A 16046-nucleotide genomic window follows, 5' to 3' on the forward strand; every position below is an offset into this window, starting at 1 on the left:
AGCCTGATGCGACGCACGATTGTGCAGATCACCCCGTACTACCCGCCGCATCTGGGGGGGCTCGAACGTGTGGTGGAGCACCTTGCCCACCAGCTGGGGCAGCGTCACGACGTGCGGGTCATCACCACCGCGCTCGGTGCCGACGGCCGACCGCGCCGTTACGGCGCGGGACGGGTGACCATCCGGCGGCACCGCGCGATCGAGATCGCGCACACCGCGCTCTCGCCGGGCCTGCCGATCTCGCTCGCCGTGCGCGCGCCGCGCGACGCCGTGCTGCACCTGCACTGCGCACACGCCTTCATGCCCGAACTCGTCGCCCTCACCGCCCGCCTGCGGGGACAGCGCTTCATCCTCCACTTCCACTTCGACGTGGACCCCTCCGGACGCTTCGGGCGGCTGCTGCCCGCGTACAAGAAGCACGTGTTCGGGCGGTCGATGCGCGCCGCGGCCGGGGTGATCGTGCTGACCGAGGAGCAGGGCGCCTTCGTGCGCGACACCTACGGCGTACGGGCGGACCGGGTGTTCGTGGTGCCCAACGGCGTGGGGGCGAACTACTTCATGCCGGTGCGCCAGACGGTGCGGCGCCCCCTGCGGCTGCTGTACGTCGGCCGCCTCAGCGCGCAGAAGAACGTCGCCCGGCTGCTGGAGGCGGCCGCCCTGCTCCGGGAGCCGGTGCAGCTGCGGATCGTCGGCGACGGCGAACTGCGGGAGAAGCTGGAGGCGTACGCCGCCGAGCTGGGGCTGAGCAATGTCGAGTTCTCCGGCGGGCTGCTCGGCGAGGACCTGGTGCGGGCCTACGCGGACGCCGACGCCTTTGTGCTTCCCTCGGACCGCGAGGGCATGCCGCTGGTCGTCCTGGAGGCGATGGCCGCCGCCCTGCCGGTGATCGCCACCGACGTTCCCGGCACCGCCGAACTGCTCGACGGGGTGGGCCTGCTGGCCGCTCCCGACCCGGCGGCCCTGGCCGCGGCCGTCGACTCGGTCGCCGCAGACCCGGGTCTGCGGCTGCGCCTCGCCCGGCAGAGCGCCGCGACGGCGCCCGACTACTCCTGGGAAACCGTGGCGGCCCAGGTCGAGCAGGTCTACGCGCAGGTCTACCCGGAGGACGCCGTATGACGTCCCACGACGCGGGGACCACCCGCCGCCCGGGCCGCCGGACTCCGTCATGGGCTGTCGGAGCGGGGACGGAAGCAGACGCGGACGCGGATGCGGCCGGGGCCGAGGACGAGGCCGGGGACGACGTCGTCGTCGGCGGCGGCGGCGGCGATGGATCCGCGCAGGGACAGCGGCCGACGACGGGTCTGCGCGCCCGCGACCTCCTGCGTGGTCGCCTCGCGGTGCTGCTCGGCATCGCGCTGGCCTGTGTCGTGGAGATGCTGCCCGGCGTGCCGGGCGTCCTGCTGACGGCGGCCGGCCTGTGGCTGCTGTTCGGAGCACCGGTCGCGCTGTGGCGCGGCACCGCCTCCCGCGTGGTGTCCACCAGGGACGGTGCTCTCCTGCTCGCCGTCGGCATGGCGGTCATCACGGATCTCGTGATCGCCCTCGGCGTGAACACGGTGCTGCCCCTGGCCGGGGTCGAACGTCCACTGACCCGGGTGTCACTGGCTGGTGCCACAGCGCTCACCCTCATCGTGGTCGGCGCGTTCGTGCCGGAGGAGAAGCGGGCGGAGGAGCGCGGATCGTGGCTCCGCGACGGGTTGCCGCCGGGTGCGATCCCCGTGGCGGCGCTCTGCGGGGTCGCGCTCGTGCTGTCGGTGGCCGGGCCGATCCGGCTGAACAACGGCTACGGCGGCGGGGTGAGCACGGCCGCGCTGATCACCATCGCGGTTCTGCTGGTGCTGCTGATGAGCGGCCGGTCGCGCTACCCGGTCGCCGTCCTGGACACCGGTCTGTTCCTCGGCGCGGCCGCGCTGCTCCTGCTGAACTCGCTGCGCGGCTGGTCCATCACGGGCCACGACATCCAGCGCGAGTACGAGTTCTTCCGGCTGACGCTCGGCGGATCGCTCTGGGACATCTCCACCTATCCCGACGCCTACAACGCCTGTCTGAGCGTCACCCTGCTGCCCGTGAGCGTGTTCCGGCTCACCGCGATCCCCGACATCTGGGTCTTCAAGATCGTGCTGCCGCTGCTGTTCGCCCTCACTCCGGTGCTGGTCCACCGCGCGGTGCGCAATGTCGCGCCGCACCTGGTGGCGATGGTCTCGGCCGTCTTCTTCATGCTCTTCCCCACCTTCCTCTCCGACATGACCTTCCTGGGCCGCCAGGAGGTCGCCTTCGTCCTGCTCGGCTGCGGCATGGTGGTGCTGACCGACGCCGGGCGGCCGCTGCGCGTACGGCGGATCGTGTTCGTGGTGCTGCTGGCCGGCATCACGCTCTCGCACTACGCGACGATCTACGTGCTGATCGCCATCACCGGTGTCGCGGTCGGCACCGACCTGATCTGGCGCGCGGTGGAGCGCTGCAGGGCCTGGGGCCGGCGGCGGGACAAGCACCGACCGGCGGCGGCCGCCTCCTCCTTCCTGACCTGGTGGATCGTGGTGGCGGCCGCGGCCATGGCACTGGTGTGGGCGGGCCCGGTGACGCACACCAGCGGGCAACTGCGCACCACGCTGAGCGGAGTCGTGCAGGAGATCCGCGACCCGGGGCATGCGGGCGGCGGCTCCTCGGACGTCTCGTACAGCCTCTTCGGCGGCGGGCCGTCGCTGACGCCCCAGGAGCGGCTGAGCGCGTACCGCGCCGAGACCGTGCGGGAGACGGCCGCCGACCGGGAAAGGGGAACGTATCTGCCGCTCCGGACGGTGGACGCCTACCCGACGCCCGTCACCCCCGAGCCGAACATGGCCCTCACCGCGGCGGGCCGGTCGCTCAGGGCGGCCGGCCTGGACACGGTCACGGTCAACTCGCTGCTGCGCAGGTTCACCGCGGGCCTTCTGCAAGTCCTGTTGATCATCGGGTTCGTCGTGCTCGTCATCGCGCGGCGGGGAGCCTTCCGCCCACTGCGCGATCAGACCACCCTGACCGTCGGCGCCGTCGCGCTGCTCGGGATGCTGACGGTCGTCCCCCAGCTCTCGGTCGACTACGGCGCGCTCCGCGCCTTCCAGCAGGGACTGTTCTTCTTCGCGCCCTTCATCGCGGCGGGCCTGCTGTCCCTGCTGCGCTGGGCCGGACGGCGCCGGGTGGTGATCGTGTACGCGCTGATGACGGCGCTGTTCCTGGACCTCACCGGCGTGGTTCCCAAACTTCTGGGCGGCTACCCGGCACAGCTCCAGCTCAGCAACGCCGGGCAGTACTACGACATCTACGATCCGAGCACCGAGGAGCGGATCGCCGCCTACTGGCTGGCCCAGCGCTTCGCCGCCGAGGGCAGGCCGTCCCTGGTGCAGACCGACCGCTTCACCTTCAGCCGGCAGCAGACCACGCTCACCGGCCCTGTCGTGGGCGACATCTTCCCGACCAAAGTACGCACCGATTCCTACCTCCTGCTCGGCACCTCGACCGTGCGCACGGGACGGGTGACGTTCTCCTACCGCGGCGACCTCATCACCTTCCGCTATCCCACCGGTCTCCTCGACAACGCGAAGAACGAGATCTACAGCAGCGAGGGGGCGAGGATCTACCGATGAAGGTCCTCCTGGTCGGCCACTACTACCCGCCGCACGTCGGCGGCATCGAGAACGTCGTCCGTATGGAGGCCGTGCACCTCGCCGCCCAGGGCTTCGACGTCACCGTCCTCACCACCGGCGAGCGCGGCACGACCACCCGGCAGGACGGCGTACGCGTGGTGCGCGTCGCGGCGTGGAACGGCGCGGAGCGGGCCGGTGTGCCCTTCCCCGTGCCGTCGCCCCGGCTGCTCTCCGCCGCGCTGCGCTGGGGCCGCCGCGCCGATGTGATCCATGTGCACGACTGCCTGTACCCGACCTCGTGGGCGGCCGGTCTCGCCGCGCTGCTCACCCGCACCCCGCACCTCGTCACCCAGCACGTCGCCCTGGTGCAGCACCCGTCGGCCCTGGTGCGCGGGGTGCAGCGGGTGGTGTACGCCGTCGCCGGGCGCGGACTGCTGCGGCGGGCGCGTACCGTCATCACCCTCAACGCCTCCGTCGCGGACTTCGTCCGCCGCTACGGAGCCCGCGCCGACCGCGCACGTCATCTCGCGAACGGCGTGGACACCGGCCTCTTCCGGCCCGCCGTCTCCGGGGAGGAACGGTCGCTGGCCCGCAAGCGACTCGGCCTGCCCCGGGACCGGCCGCTGGTGCTCTTCGCCGGGCGCTTGGTGCCGAAGAAGGGCTACGACCTGCTGCTGTCGGGCTACGACCCGGCGGCCGGCTACGACCTGGTGTTCGCAGGGGACGGCGACGCCGCCGCACTGGCCGGCCGGCCCGGCGTGCACCACCTGGGGGGCCTGCCGCCGCGGGAACTGGCCGAGGCGTACCGGGCCTGCGACGTCTTCGCCCTCCCGTCGACCGCCGAGGGCTTCCCCCTCACGGTCCAGGAGGCCATGGCCTCCGGCCTGCCCGTCGTCACCACCGACGACCCGGGCTACGCGCCCTACCGCCTCGACCGCTCCCGCGTCACCCTGCTGGAACGGAACGCGGCCACCATCCGCACCGCGCTGTCCGCCCTCGCCGGGGACGAGCCGCGGCGCGCGGCCATGGGCCGGTACTCCCGCGAGCTCGCGGAGACGGCCTTCTCCTGGGAGGAGCACGTGAACACGCTGGCCCAGTACTACCGGGACGCTGCGGGACCGGACGCCGGTGTCTGAGGACAAGGGCGGGCACGCCCGGGCCCAGGAGCGGGAGCGGGACCATGTGTACCGCAGTTCCTTCTTCCTGATGGCCTCCACGGCGACCACGGCCGGACTGGGCTTCGTCTTCTGGGTGGTGGTGGCGCGTTTCTACAGTCCGGAGCAGGTCGGACTGGCCACCTCGCTCATCTCGGCGACCTCGCTGATCTCCTACCTGAGCCTGTTCGGGCTCAACAGCACCCTGATCCGCTTCCCGGCGCCGGCCCCCGCCCGCAACGGGCAGCTCACCCAGTCGATCTCCCTCGTCGGGGCGGTCTCCTTCATGATCGCCGCGGCCTACCTGCTCTGCCTGCCGCTGTACGCGCCGAAACTGGTCTTCGTCCGCGACCACCTGCCGGCGGCCACGGCCTTCGTGGTGTTCTGCATCTGCGCCGCGGTGAGCCAGCTGACCTTCTCGGTCTTCGTCAGCGCCCGCCTCGCCCATCAGAACGCGCTGGTCTACGGCCTGCTCCAGGGACTGGTCAAACTGGCCCTGCCGGTGGCCCTGGTCGGCTACGGCTCGGTCGGCATTCTCGGCTCCACCGGCGGCGGGTTCGCGGTGACCGCACTGGTCTCGCTGTTCCTGATGCACCGCCGGCTCGGCTTCCGATTCGACTTCCGCACCCGGGGCACGCGGCTGCGCGAGCAACTGCGCTTCTCCGTCGCGAACTATGTCACCAGCCTGCTCAACCTGGTGCCGCAGCTGGCGATCCCGCTCATCGTGCTGCACCAGCTGGGCGCGGCGGCCGCCGGCTACTACTACGTCGCCTTCCAGATCGCCAGTCTGCTCAATTCGGTGTCCTTCTCCATCGGAGAGGCCCTGTTCGCGGAGGGCTCCAACGACCCGTCCCGGATCGGCCCCCTCCTGCGGAAGACCGCCCTGGTCACCGCCGGGCTCATGGTTCCCGCCGCAGCGGTCGTGGCAGCAGCCGGCGGGCTGATCCTGAGACTCTTCGGCGGCAGCTACGCCGCCGAGGCACGACCGCTGCTCATCGCCTTCGCGCTCGGTGCGCTGGCGGTCGCCCTGTCCAGCTGGTCGAACTTCGCTCTCAAACTGACGCGCCAGATCGGCCAGTTGATCATCAACAACTCCGTCCACGCGACCGTGTCGATCTCGCTCGCCTTCCTGTGGGCGCCGCGCGGCCTGGTCTGGATCGGCTGGGCCTGGGGAGCGGGCAACCTCGCGTCCGGACTCGTCGCTCTGGGGGCCTTGCTCACACACCGGCGCCGGAGTCCCGCCGCGGCACAGGAGCCGGAACCAGGGCCGGACCCGAGCCCGTCCCGAGCCATGGAGACGAACAGATGAAGATCCTTCAGGTGGTGAACATCGGCTTCGAGGCAGGAGGGGCCGAGAAGAGCGTCCGGCTGATCACCGAGGGACTGCGCGAGCGGGGCCACACCGTCGAGGTCGTCGCCACCGACCGGCTGGCGGAGGGCCGCGCACTGTTCGCCGACCACGTCGTCCCCGCGATCGACGGCGGCGCCGCGACCCGACTGCTCGGCTACTTCTGGCACCACCGCGCCTACCGGCAGATGAAGCGGATCCTCGCGGAGTTCCGGCCGGACGTGGTGCACCTGCACACCATCGGCGAGTTCAGCCCCGCCGTTCTGGCGGCCACGCGCGGCCACCCGCGGCTCCTCACCGCGCGGGGCCCCGAGGACTGGACGCTGAAACTGCTGCGCTGGAACCTGGCCACCGCGACCAACGGCGGCAGGCTCAGTACGACCGACACCCTGCGCTACCTCTACCTGCGGTTCATGCAGCGTCCCGCATATCTGCTGTGGCTCCGGGGCATCGACCGGATGCTGGCCCTCAGCCAGTACATGGCCGACACCGTCCGAGAAGACGCGGGCAAGGTCCCGGTCTTCGTCGTGCCCAACAGCGCGGAGAGCGGCTTCGGCCCGTCACCGATCACCGACGCCGACAGCGTGCTCTTCACCGGCCGTCTGGAGCGGGTCAAGGGCGTGGACGTGCTCATCGAGGCCTTCCGGAAGGCCTCCGTGAAGCACCCGGGAGCACGGCTGACCGTCGTCGGCGACGGCGCCGACCGCGCCCGCCTGGAGGCGATGGCCGCCGACCTCGTGGCCGAGGGCCGGGTGGTCTTCCGCGGCCGGCTCGACACGACCGAGGTCGCCCGGTGCCTGAAGTCGGCCGCGGTCGTCGTGGTGCCCTCCCTCTGGCCCGAGATCTTCGGACGCGTCGTCCTGGAGGCGTTCCAGACCGGACGCCCGGTGGTGGCCTCCCGGACCGGCGGACTGCCCGAGCTGGTCTCCGAGGACAACGGCCGGCTGGCCGACCCGGGTGACGTCGACCAGTTCGCGGCCGCGCTGACGGACCTGCTCGGCGACCGGGCCACCCTGGAGCGGCTCGGCAAGGGCGCGGTGAAGTCCGCGGAGCGCTACGGCGCCGACGCGATCATCGACGCCCACGAGGAGCACTACCGGGCCGTCCTGTCGGGCCGCCGATGAAGCCCGCACCCGGCGGCGAGCGCACCGTGGCCGTCGTCGCCCCCTACTACCCGCCCAAGGTGGGCGGCGTGGAGAACTACACGGCCCGGATCGCCCGCGCCGTCGCCGAGGCCCCCGGGCTGCGGCCGGTCGTCATCACGACCCGGCTGTCGGGACTGCGCACCACGGTGGACACCGAGGAGGGGGTGCAGGTCGTCCGGCTCGGCGCCTGGCTGCGGCTGTCCAACACACCGCTCAGCCCCCTGTGGCCGCTGCAACTGCGCCGCTGGCTGCGGCGGACCGGCGCCGAGGTGGTCAACGCCCACGCGCCCGTCCCCGGCCTGCCCGACCTGGCGGTCGCCCTCTCAGGGAAGCGGCCCGCCGTCCTGACCTACCACGCGGGCTCGATGCACAAGGGCGAGCCCGGCAGCGGCGCGGCGGACCGGCTCATCGGCATGTACGAACGGCGCGTGCTGCCACGGGTGTTCCGGCGGGCCCGGACGCTCGTGGCGGTCTCCCCGGTCTCGCTGGCCGCCGGGCACCCGCACGCGGTCGGGATCAGCCCCGGCGTCGACATCGGGCGGTTCACCCCCGGCCGCCCGGCCTCGCAGCGTCCCCGCACCGTCGTCTACGTCGGGCGCATGGACCGTTCGTCGGCCTGGAAGGGCGTCGACGTCCTGGTGACGGCCTTCGCCGAGCTGGCGGCCGACGTGCCCGGCGTACGGCTGCGCCTGGTGGGCGGCGGTGACGCCGTAGGGGACCATCTGCGGCTCGCGGCGGAACTCGGCGTCGCCGACCGCGTCGAGGCGGCCGGGGAGCTCACCGGGGACGCCCTGGTCGAAGCGGTGCGGACGGCCGCCCTCGCGGTGCTGCCGTCGCGCACCGAGGCCGAGTCCTTCGGCATGGTGCTCGTCGAGGCGATGGCCTGCGGCACCCCGGTGGTCGGTTCCGCCGTGGGCGGCATCCCGCACGTCGTGACGGACGGCGGGACCGGGCTCCTGGTCCCGCCGGGGGACCACGCCGCACTGGCCGCCGCCTGCCGCACCGTACTGACCGACGGCGCGCTCGCCGACCGGCTGGGCGCACGGGGCCGGCAGGAGGCCGAACGGCGCTTCGCCTGGGACGGCCTGATGGAGCGCTACATCACGCTGTTCCGGGCGCTGTGAGGCCCGCCGCGGGGGATCTCCCGCGGCGGGGCCTCACCCCTTCTCGTGCTCGTAGCCGGTGATCGCCTGCCTGAGCGCGTCGAAGGACGGTTTCTTCGTCCCGTCGAAGCGGCGCATCCCGTAGTACAGCGCCCGCTCCTTCTTCTGCTCCGCGGGCGCCAGGTCCTGGTCCGTGTACCAGAACATCGCGGCCACGTGCGAGTTCGCGACCACCGTCGGGATCGTGTCGGCGGCGATCTCCGCCTGGCGGGCCTCGGTCACGTGCGTGGTGTTCGCGGGGACGGTCCTGCCGTCCGAGACGGCACCGGGGCCACTGGTCGGCGCCCCCGTCTCGGTCAGCCAGATCGGGGTGCCGGGGGTTCCGTACTTGCCCAGGACGGCCACCAGGTTGTCCCGGGCGCTGCTGATGCGCTCGAAGGGCGTTCCGGTGCCGGGCGTGGCGCTGGGCAGCGTCGGGTAGTTGAAGGGGTGGTAGCCGACGGCGTCGACGTACTTGTTGCCGCCCAGCTTGGAGACGGCGTCCAGGAAGTCGGTCGGCGACATGTTGCGGTCCGTGGTCCCGGACACCGCGAGACCGCCCATCACCACGTACGCCTTCGGGTCGGCGGCCCGCAGGGCCTGGCTCGTCACCCGCAGCAGTTCGGTGTAGGCCTTCGGATCGGCCGCCGGCTTCCAGAAGCCGATGTTCTCCTCGTTCCACACCTCCCACGTGTGGATGCCCATGGGGGCGTACCGCTCGGCCACCATCTTGGCGAACGCGGCGAAGATGTCGGGATCGGCGGGCGCGCAGTTCTGGCTGGAGGTGCACCCGGACACCCGCGCCCACTTCGGGGTGTAGGCGATCACCGGGAGCACGTTCAGCCCACGGGCCCTCGCGGCCTTGGCGACCCGGTCGAAACGCTGCCACTCGTACCCGTAGGGCGAGTCCGGCTGGATGTTGTTCCACGACAGGTCCATCCGGACCCACTTGGCGCCGATCGCGACCGCGTCGTTCAGGCCCCGCGCCAGGTCGGCGTCCGACTTCCAGGTCAGGGTGTCGCCGTACGAGACGCCCATGCGCACGTCGCGCACACTGCTCGTGTGCGACGCGGACGGCGTCGGGGTCCGGCCGCCGGCGGCGTGCGGGGCGGACGGTGAGGATGCCGACGGCAGGGAAGCGGCGACGATGGTCGCGACCCCTGACACCACGAACGCCACGAGCGCGACGAGAAAGCGCTGCCGTCTACTGGTTTCCTTCACCATGCCGCCCAGCGTAGGCCAATCCCTGACAGGGTGTTCGATCCCCCCACGCCCCCTCAGACAGGGGACCGCCCGGCCTCCATCGGCCCCCAATCCGTGTACTGCGGCGCACAGTCCGGGGTGACCGGCTGCCGCTGCGCGGGCATCAAGGGAGCCGGTTCGGGTCGCGTGGAGCGCTCGTACCACTGGGCCCGGGTCTCGGTGCGCAGCGCGTTGTCCCGGAGCCGGTGGCGGAACAGCTGTGCCAGGTTGGACACCCCGTCGGACAGCGCGTTGAGCTTCACCTCACCGCCGCGGGGCCGGTACTCGATCGGCACCTCCATGCAGCGGAAACCCTCCCGCACAGCGGCGTTCTTGATCTCCTGGGAGAAGCCCATGCCGTGGGAAGTGACCTTCAGGGTCTCCCAGATGTAGCGGCGGAACACCCACATGCCGCTCTGGGAGTCCTGGATGTCGTTCTTGAAGAGCACCCGGCTGACCAGACTCAGGGCGCGGTTGGCGACCGCGTGGGAGGGCTTCATCGCCGCACGGTTCTCACGGCCGAGCCGGTTGGTGTTGAGGAACTCGACCTGGTGCTCGTCGACGATGTGCAGCAGCCTGGGGAGGTCGTCGAAGGGGTAGGTGCAGTCGGCGTCGCCCGTGGCGATCACGTCGCCGCTCGCCGCCGCGATCCCCGCCTTGTAGGCGTTGCCGTAGCCCCGCAGCGGCTGGTGGACCACCCGCGCCCCGTACGTCCGCGCGAGCTCCCCCGTGCCGTCCGTGGAACCGTTGTCCGCGACGACGACCTCGACGCCCCAGCCCTCCGAGGTGAGCTCCTCGAGCGGGATCGTCGCGAAGACGTGCGGCAGGTTCTCGGCTTCGTTGAGGGCGGGTATGACGATGGATAAGGTCGACACGGCAGGCTCCCCCCAGCTGGTGGTCAACGCAGACGCCGCGGCACGAGGCCCGGCACTGCGCCCTCACACCCCCGCCCAAGTCTCCGATCGCATCGATCACAGTAGGCGGCAATTAGCACAGGAGAACCGCGGATATGGGATTGTAATCGAAAATCCTCAGTTCACTCATGGCACTTAACCACCCGAACTCACGCGATTCACCAAAAGATCTCCCGTCCTGATCACAATTGACGGGTTTTTAGTGCAACCGCAACCCGCCGACACGTCCCGGCACGCGCCAGGGGCCCGCCCCGCCGGCGGCGGTGCGGGCCCCTGGGGGGTGAACGGGCGTCAGCGGTGGTGCGTCGGCGAGACCGTGACCTCGACCCGCTGGAACTCCTTGAGCTCCGAGTAGCCCGTGGTGGCCATCGCCCGGCGCAGCGCGCCGAAGAAGTTCATCGAGCCGTCCGGCGCGTGCGAGGGGCCGAGCAGGATCTGCTCGGTCGTGCCGGCGGTGCCGAGGTTCATCCGCTTGCCGCGCGGCAGCTCCTCGTGGGTGGCCTCCATGCCCCAGTGGAAGCCGCGGCCGGGGGCGTCCGTGGCGCGCGCGAGCGGGGAGCCCATCATCACCGAGTCGGCGCCGCAGGCGATCGCCTTCGGCAGGTCGCCGCTGGAGCCGAAGCCGCCGTCGGCGATGACGTGCACGTAGCGGCCGCCGGACTCGTCCATGTAGTCACGGCGGGCCGCCGCGACGTCCGCCACGGCGGTGGCCATCGGCACCTGGATGCCGAGCACGCTGCGCGTGGTGTGGGCGGCGCCGCCGCCGAACCCGACCAGGACGCCCGCGGCGCCGGTGCGCATCAGGTGGAGCGCGGCGGTGTAGGTGGCGCAGCCGCCGACGATCACCGGGACGTCGAGCTCGTAGATGAACTGCTTGAGGTTGAGCGGCTCGTGCGAGCCGGAGACGTGCTCGGCGGAGACCGTCGTGCCGCGGATCACGAAGATGTCGACACCGGCGTCGACGACGGCCTTGGAGAACTGCGCGGTGCGCTGCGGGGAGAGCGCGGCGGCGGTGACCACGCCGGCGTCGCGCACCTCCTTGATGCGCTGCCCGATCAGCTCCTCCTTGATCGGCGCCGCGTAGAGCTCCTGCATGCGCCGGGTCACGGAGGCGTCGTCCAGCTCGGCGATCTCGGCGAGCAGCGGCTCCGGGTCCTCGTAGCGGGTCCACAGGCCCTCGAGGTTGAGGACGCCGAGGCCGCCGAGGTTGCCGATGCGGATCGCGGTCTCCGGGGAGACCACCGAGTCCATCGGCGCCGCCAGGAACGGCAGCTCGAAGCGGTAGGCGTCGATCTGCCACGCGATCGAGACCTCCTTCGGGTCCCGCGTACGGCGGCTCGGGACGACGGCGATGTCGTCGAATGCGTACGCCCTGCGGCCGCGCTTGCCCCGCCCGATCTCGATCTCAGTCACTGTCGCTATGCCTTTCCTCGTGTCCTGCCCGACCAGTATCCCAGCCAGGGCAGGCGAAAGCCCGCGACCGTGGAAGGCCGCGGGCTCCGCCGTGTCCGCGCCGTACGCGCACCGCGCGCCGGTCGCGGATCAGCGCCCGTGGTAGTTGGGCGCCTCGGTCGTCATCTGGATGTCGTGCGGGTGGCTCTCCTTGAGGCCGGCCGCGGTGATCCGCACGAAGCGGCCCTTCTCCTTCAGCTCCGGGATCGTGGCCGAGCCGACGTAGCCCATGGAGGAGCGCAGACCGCCGATGAGCTGGTGGGCCACCGCGGCGAGCGGGCCGCGGTAGGGGACCTGGCCCTCGATGCCCTCGGGGACGAGCTTGTCCTCGGAGAGCACGTTGTCCTGGAAGTAGCGGTCCTTGGAGTACGACTTGGCCTGGCCGCGCGACTGCATCGCGCCGAGCGACCCCATGCCGCGGTACGACTTGAACTGCTTGCCGTTGATGAACATCAGCTCGCCCGGCGACTCCTCGCAGCCCGCGAGCAGGCTGCCCAGCATCACCGTGTCGGCGCCGGCGGCGATCGCCTTGGCGATGTCGCCGGAGTACTGCAGACCGCCGTCGCCGATCAGCGGCACGCCGGCCGGGCCGGCGGCCAGCGAGGCCTCGTAGATCGCGGTGACCTGCGGGGCGCCCACGCCGGCGACCACGCGCGTGGTGCAGATGGAGCCGGGGCCGACACCGACCTTGATACCGTCGGCACCGGCGTCGATCAGCGCCTGGGCGCCGTCGCGGGTGGCGACGTTGCCGGCCACCACGTCGATCCTGATGTTGGCCTTGACCTTGGCGACCATGTCGAGGATGCCGCGGCTGTGGCCGTGGGCGCTGTCGATCACCAGGAAGTCGGCACCGGCCTCCACCAGCCGCTGGGCGCGCAGGAACGCCTCGTCGCCGACACCGACCGCCGCGCCGACCAGGAGGCGGCCCTCGGCGTCCTTGGCGGCGTTGGGGTACTTCTCCGCCTTGACGAAGTCCTTGACCGTGATGAGGCCCTTGAGCCGGCCCTCGTCGTCGACCAGCGGAAGCTTCTCGATCTTGTGCTTGCGCAGCAGCTCCATCGCCTCGATGCCGGAGATCCCGACCTTGCCGGTGACCAGCGGCATCGGCGTCATGACCTCGCGGACCTGGCGGGAGCGGTCGCTCTCGAAGGCCATGTCGCGGTTGGTGACGATGCCCAGCAGCTTGCCGGCGCCGTCGGTGACCGGGACGCCGCTGATGCGGAACTTGCCGCACAGCGCGTCGGCCTCGGCGAGGGTCGCGTCCGGGTGCACGGTGATGGGGTCGGTCACCATGCCGGACTCGGAGCGCTTGACCAGGTCGACCTGGTTGACCTGGTCGTCGACCGACAGATTGCGGTGCAGCACGCCCACGCCGCCCTGGCGGGCCATCGCGATGGCCATCCGGGCCTCGGTGACCTTGTCCATCGCGGCGGACATCAGCGGGATGTTCACGCGGACGTTGCGGGTGACCCGGGAGCTGGTGTCGACCTGGTTCGGCACGACGTCCGAGGGCCCTGGGAGGAGGAGCACGTCGTCGTAGGTCAGTCCGAGCAGTCCGAACTTCTCGGCTACTCCGTCGGCGTTCAGCGTCATGACACCTTCCCCATGGTCTTGCCCAGCGAGATGTTCAATGCTAATGGCTCTCGCGGGAAACCTTTTCCGGTCCTGATCGCGGCCCGCGGGGCCGGTGTTTCCGGCGGGGCCCCGCCGGGGACCGGAGCGAGGGGCTAGGCGCTCAGCCCGCGGGCTCCCGCGGCTTCCTCGGCGAGCGCGCGCAGCCGGGACAGCGCCCGGTGCTGCGCCACCCGAACGGCCCCCGGGGACATCCCGAGCACCTGTCCGGTCTCCTCGGCGGTGAGCCCGACGGCGACCCGCAGCAGCACCAGCTCCCGCTGGTGCTCCGGCAGATTCGCCAGCAGGCCCTTCGCCCATTCGGCGTCGCTGCTGAGCAGCGCCCGCTCCTCCGGCCCGAGCGAGTCGTCGGGCTGCTCGGGCATCTCGTCGGAGGGGACCGCCGTCGAGCCGGGGCCGCGCATGGCCGCCCGTTGCAGATCGGCGACCTTGTGCGCGGCGATGCCGAACACGAAGGCCTCGAAGGGCCGGCCCTGGTCGCGATAGCGCGGCAGCGCGCACAGCACCGCGAGGCACACCTCTTGGGCGAGGTCGTCCACGAAGTGGCGCGCGTCACCGGGCAGTCGCGACAGCCGGGTGCGGCAATAGCGTTCGGCGAGGGGGTGCACATGGGCGAGCAGGTCGTGGGTCGCCTGCTCGTCGCCCTCGACGGCTCGACGTACGAGAGCCCCTATGGCTGTCTCTGTGCCGGTGGCCTCGTCGCGCATCCATCCATAGTGCCTCGCCGAGGCGCGCTCCGTGGCCTCGGCGGGGTTGTTGTGGTCCGAAGCGTTATGCGAAGCGCCCTGCGGCGCGTTCCGAGGGACCGCACCGGCCGTAGTCATGTCATGCACCCGCCGCCCCGCCCGCCCGTGTCCCCGAGAGTCCATGCCTCAAGCATGCGCCCTCGGAACGGAAACCGGTACGAGCGGGGCAGCCGCACAGTCGCCCCACGGCCCATCGGCCCCTCGCCGCTCAACTCGACGGCCTAGCGCACCAGGCCCCAGCGGAAGCCGAGCGCCACCGCGTGGGCCCGGTCCGAGGCGCCGAGTTTCTTGAACAGACGTCGCGCGTGCGTCTTGACGGTGTCCTCGGACAGGAAGAGCTCGCGTCCGATCTCGGCGTTGGAGCGGCCGTGGCTCATGCCCTCCAGCACCTGGATCTCGCGGGCGGTGAGTGTCGGTGCGGCGCCCATCTCGGCGGAGCGCAGCCGGCGCGGTGCGAGCCGCCACGTCGGGTCGGCGAGGGCCTGGGTGACCGTGGCCCGCAGTTCGGCGCGCGAGGCGTCCTTGTGCAGGTATCCGCGGGCACCGGCGGCGACGGCGAGCGCCACCCCGTCCAGGTCCTCGGCGACCGTGAGCATGATGATGCGGGCCCCCGGATCGGCGGACAGCAGCCGCCGTACGGTCTCGACACCGCCGAGTCCGGGCATCCGGACGTCCATGAGAATGAGGTCCGAGCGGTCGGCGCCCCAGCGGCGGAGGACTTCCTCGCCGTTGGCCGCGGTCGTTACGCGCTCGACACCGGGCACGGTCGCGACCGCGCGGCGCAGCGCCTCTCGGGCGAGCGGGGAGTCGTCGCAGACGAGAACGGAAGTCATGACCGTCCTCCGCAGCTGATCCGCGTCACGTTGAGCCTCCAGGCTGTACGAATCGTCACTGGTGGGGTCGACGGCCCCGGGCACCTGCCCGTTGCGTTCGGCCGCCAACCACTTCCGCACCTTCAACGACCCTCACTCGAAAGAGTTACGGAGTTTGCGGACGCTCTCCCGCACGCTGCGTGCCCGGCTCGCCACGCACCAGCAACACCGCAGGTCGTGACCGTGGGACCGGATACGGAATGAAGGACATCGGGCGCCCGGTTGCAGGACACCCACCCGCCGACCGGGGGGTCAATGTCAGATTTTGCCTGTTTGGCGGCTTTTTACCCGCATGGCGGGAGTTCGTTGGCGATTTTGTGATGAATCATATTTACATCTACTTGGACAGTAGATGTACCGTCGACATCACCTCCCGCAGAGCGTCTGGAGCGTCGCCTGGGAGGCAGTCCCGTGCAGCCCACCTCTCGAGGAGATGAGCAATGGCAGACTTCTCCCGCCTCCCGGGCCCCAACGCCGACCTCTGGGACTGGCAGCTGATCGCCGCGTGCCGTGGTGTGGACAGCTCGCTGTTCTTCCATCCGGAGGGAGAGCGCGGTGCGGCGCGGAGCGCGCGTGAAGCGGCCGCCAAGGAGGTGTGCATGCGCTGTCCTGTGCGCGCCGAGTGCGCGACCCACGCCCTGACGGTTCGCGAGCCCTACGGGGTCTGGGGCGGGCTCACCGAGGACGAGCGCGAGGAGATGATGGGCCGGTCCCGCAACCGGGTCATGAGCTCGCACGCCGCCGGCGGACACTGAACGCCGGGCTTCACCCACTGA

General features: G+C 71.3%; 13 protein-coding genes. 7 read left to right on the top strand and 6 right to left on the bottom strand.

All coding sequences use genetic code 11. From position 1 onward, the window contains the following. Positions 1–6 precede the first annotated feature (6 nt). The 6 genes from ABZ883_RS06285 to ABZ883_RS06310 are packed head-to-tail and all read left to right on the top strand — an operon-like array spanning position 7 to position 8394. Positions 7–1116, top strand: coding sequence for a glycosyltransferase family 4 protein (locus tag ABZ883_RS06285; RefSeq protein WP_360902350.1), 1110 nt, complete (start codon positions 7–9; stop codon positions 1114–1116). Further along, positions 1113–3623: a DUF2206 domain-containing protein gene (locus tag ABZ883_RS06290; protein WP_360902353.1), complete on the top strand. Its 2511-nt coding sequence runs from the start codon at positions 1113–1115 to the stop codon at positions 3621–3623. The genes ABZ883_RS06285 and ABZ883_RS06290 overlap by 4 nt, the downstream gene beginning before the upstream one ends. Beyond that, the gene (locus tag ABZ883_RS06295) at positions 3620–4759 is read left to right on the top strand and encodes a glycosyltransferase family 4 protein (RefSeq protein ID WP_360902356.1); all 1140 of its coding nucleotides are present in this window, start codon (positions 3620–3622) and stop codon (positions 4757–4759) included. Before ABZ883_RS06290 ends, ABZ883_RS06295 begins: the two co-directional genes overlap by 4 nt. Further along, positions 4752–6086 (top strand): lipopolysaccharide biosynthesis protein, encoded by a 1335-nt coding sequence (locus tag ABZ883_RS06300; RefSeq protein WP_360902359.1) that lies wholly within the window; start codon positions 4752–4754, stop codon positions 6084–6086. The genes ABZ883_RS06295 and ABZ883_RS06300 overlap by 8 nt, the downstream gene beginning before the upstream one ends. Next, entirely contained in the window at positions 6083–7249 is a 1167-nt protein-coding gene (locus ABZ883_RS06305; RefSeq protein ID WP_360902362.1) for a glycosyltransferase family 4 protein, read from the top strand. Before ABZ883_RS06300 ends, ABZ883_RS06305 begins: the two co-directional genes overlap by 4 nt. After that, the gene (locus ABZ883_RS06310) at positions 7246–8394 is read left to right on the top strand and encodes a glycosyltransferase family 4 protein (protein WP_360902365.1); all 1149 of its coding nucleotides are present in this window, start codon (positions 7246–7248) and stop codon (positions 8392–8394) included. Before ABZ883_RS06305 ends, ABZ883_RS06310 begins: the two co-directional genes overlap by 4 nt. Before the next feature lie 33 nt (positions 8395–8427). On the opposite strand, the gene ABZ883_RS06315 is transcribed toward ABZ883_RS06310, so the two are convergent. The 6 genes from ABZ883_RS06315 to ABZ883_RS06340 all read right to left on the bottom strand — a co-directional run bounded on the left by ABZ883_RS06315 (position 8428) and on the right by ABZ883_RS06340 (position 15231). Next, positions 8428–9636: a cellulase family glycosylhydrolase gene (locus tag ABZ883_RS06315; protein ID WP_360902368.1), complete on the bottom strand. Its 1209-nt coding sequence runs from the start codon at positions 9634–9636 to the stop codon at positions 8428–8430. Between the two features lie 53 nt (positions 9637–9689). Then, the gene (locus ABZ883_RS06320; protein ID WP_360902371.1) at positions 9690–10529 is read right to left on the bottom strand and encodes a glycosyltransferase family 2 protein; all 840 of its coding nucleotides are present in this window, start codon (positions 10527–10529) and stop codon (positions 9690–9692) included. 330 nt (positions 10530–10859) lie between these two features. After that, positions 10860–11981: a GuaB3 family IMP dehydrogenase-related protein gene (locus ABZ883_RS06325; RefSeq protein WP_360902374.1), complete on the bottom strand. Its 1122-nt coding sequence runs from the start codon at positions 11979–11981 to the stop codon at positions 10860–10862. A 129-nt stretch (positions 11982–12110) separates the two neighbouring features. Beyond that, positions 12111–13613, bottom strand: coding sequence for an IMP dehydrogenase (gene guaB, locus ABZ883_RS06330; RefSeq protein ID WP_360902377.1), 1503 nt, complete (start codon positions 13611–13613; stop codon positions 12111–12113). Between the two features lie 134 nt (positions 13614–13747). After that, positions 13748–14359 (bottom strand): sigma-70 family RNA polymerase sigma factor, encoded by a 612-nt coding sequence (locus ABZ883_RS06335; protein WP_360902380.1) that lies wholly within the window; start codon positions 14357–14359, stop codon positions 13748–13750. A 260-nt stretch (positions 14360–14619) separates the two neighbouring features. Then, entirely contained in the window at positions 14620–15231 is a 612-nt protein-coding gene (locus ABZ883_RS06340) for a response regulator transcription factor (RefSeq protein WP_003948568.1), read from the bottom strand. A 479-nt stretch (positions 15232–15710) separates the two neighbouring features. Here ABZ883_RS06340 and ABZ883_RS06345 point away from each other — a divergent pair, with 479 nt between their 5' ends. Further along, complete coding sequence (locus ABZ883_RS06345; RefSeq protein WP_360902383.1) at positions 15711–16025, top strand: WhiB family transcriptional regulator; 315 nt, start codon at positions 15711–15713, stop codon at positions 16023–16025. Positions 16026–16046 lie beyond the last annotated feature (21 nt).

Origin of the sequence: Streptomyces sp. NPDC046977 (assembly GCF_040644455.1) — a bacterium.
Lineage (GTDB): Bacteria > Actinomycetota > Actinomycetes > Streptomycetales > Streptomycetaceae > Actinacidiphila.

Bases quoted from the DNA above. Each gene is read 5' to 3' on its own strand.
- ABZ883_RS06345 (WP_360902383.1), top strand. From the start codon at position 15,711: ATGGCAGACTTCTCCCGCCTCCCGGGCCCCAACGCCGACCTCTGGGAC.
- ABZ883_RS06290 (WP_360902353.1), top strand. From the start codon at position 1,113: ATGACGTCCCACGACGCGGGGACCACCCGCCGCCCGGGCCGCCGGACT.
- ABZ883_RS06305 (WP_360902362.1), top strand. From the start codon at position 6,083: ATGAAGATCCTTCAGGTGGTGAACATCGGCTTCGAGGCAGGAGGGGCC.
- ABZ883_RS06335 (WP_360902380.1), bottom strand. From the start codon at position 14,359: ATGCGCGACGAGGCCACCGGCACAGAGACAGCCATAGGGGCTCTCGTA.
- guaB (WP_360902377.1), bottom strand. From the start codon at position 13,613: ATGACGCTGAACGCCGACGGAGTAGCCGAGAAGTTCGGACTGCTCGGA.
- ABZ883_RS06315 (WP_360902368.1), bottom strand. From the start codon at position 9,636: ATGGTGAAGGAAACCAGTAGACGGCAGCGCTTTCTCGTCGCGCTCGTG.
- ABZ883_RS06295 (WP_360902356.1), top strand. From the start codon at position 3,620: ATGAAGGTCCTCCTGGTCGGCCACTACTACCCGCCGCACGTCGGCGGC.
- ABZ883_RS06340 (WP_003948568.1), bottom strand. From the start codon at position 15,231: ATGACTTCCGTTCTCGTCTGCGACGACTCCCCGCTCGCCCGAGAGGCG.
- ABZ883_RS06285 (WP_360902350.1), top strand. From the start codon at position 7: ATGCGACGCACGATTGTGCAGATCACCCCGTACTACCCGCCGCATCTG.
- ABZ883_RS06310 (WP_360902365.1), top strand. From the start codon at position 7,246: ATGAAGCCCGCACCCGGCGGCGAGCGCACCGTGGCCGTCGTCGCCCCC.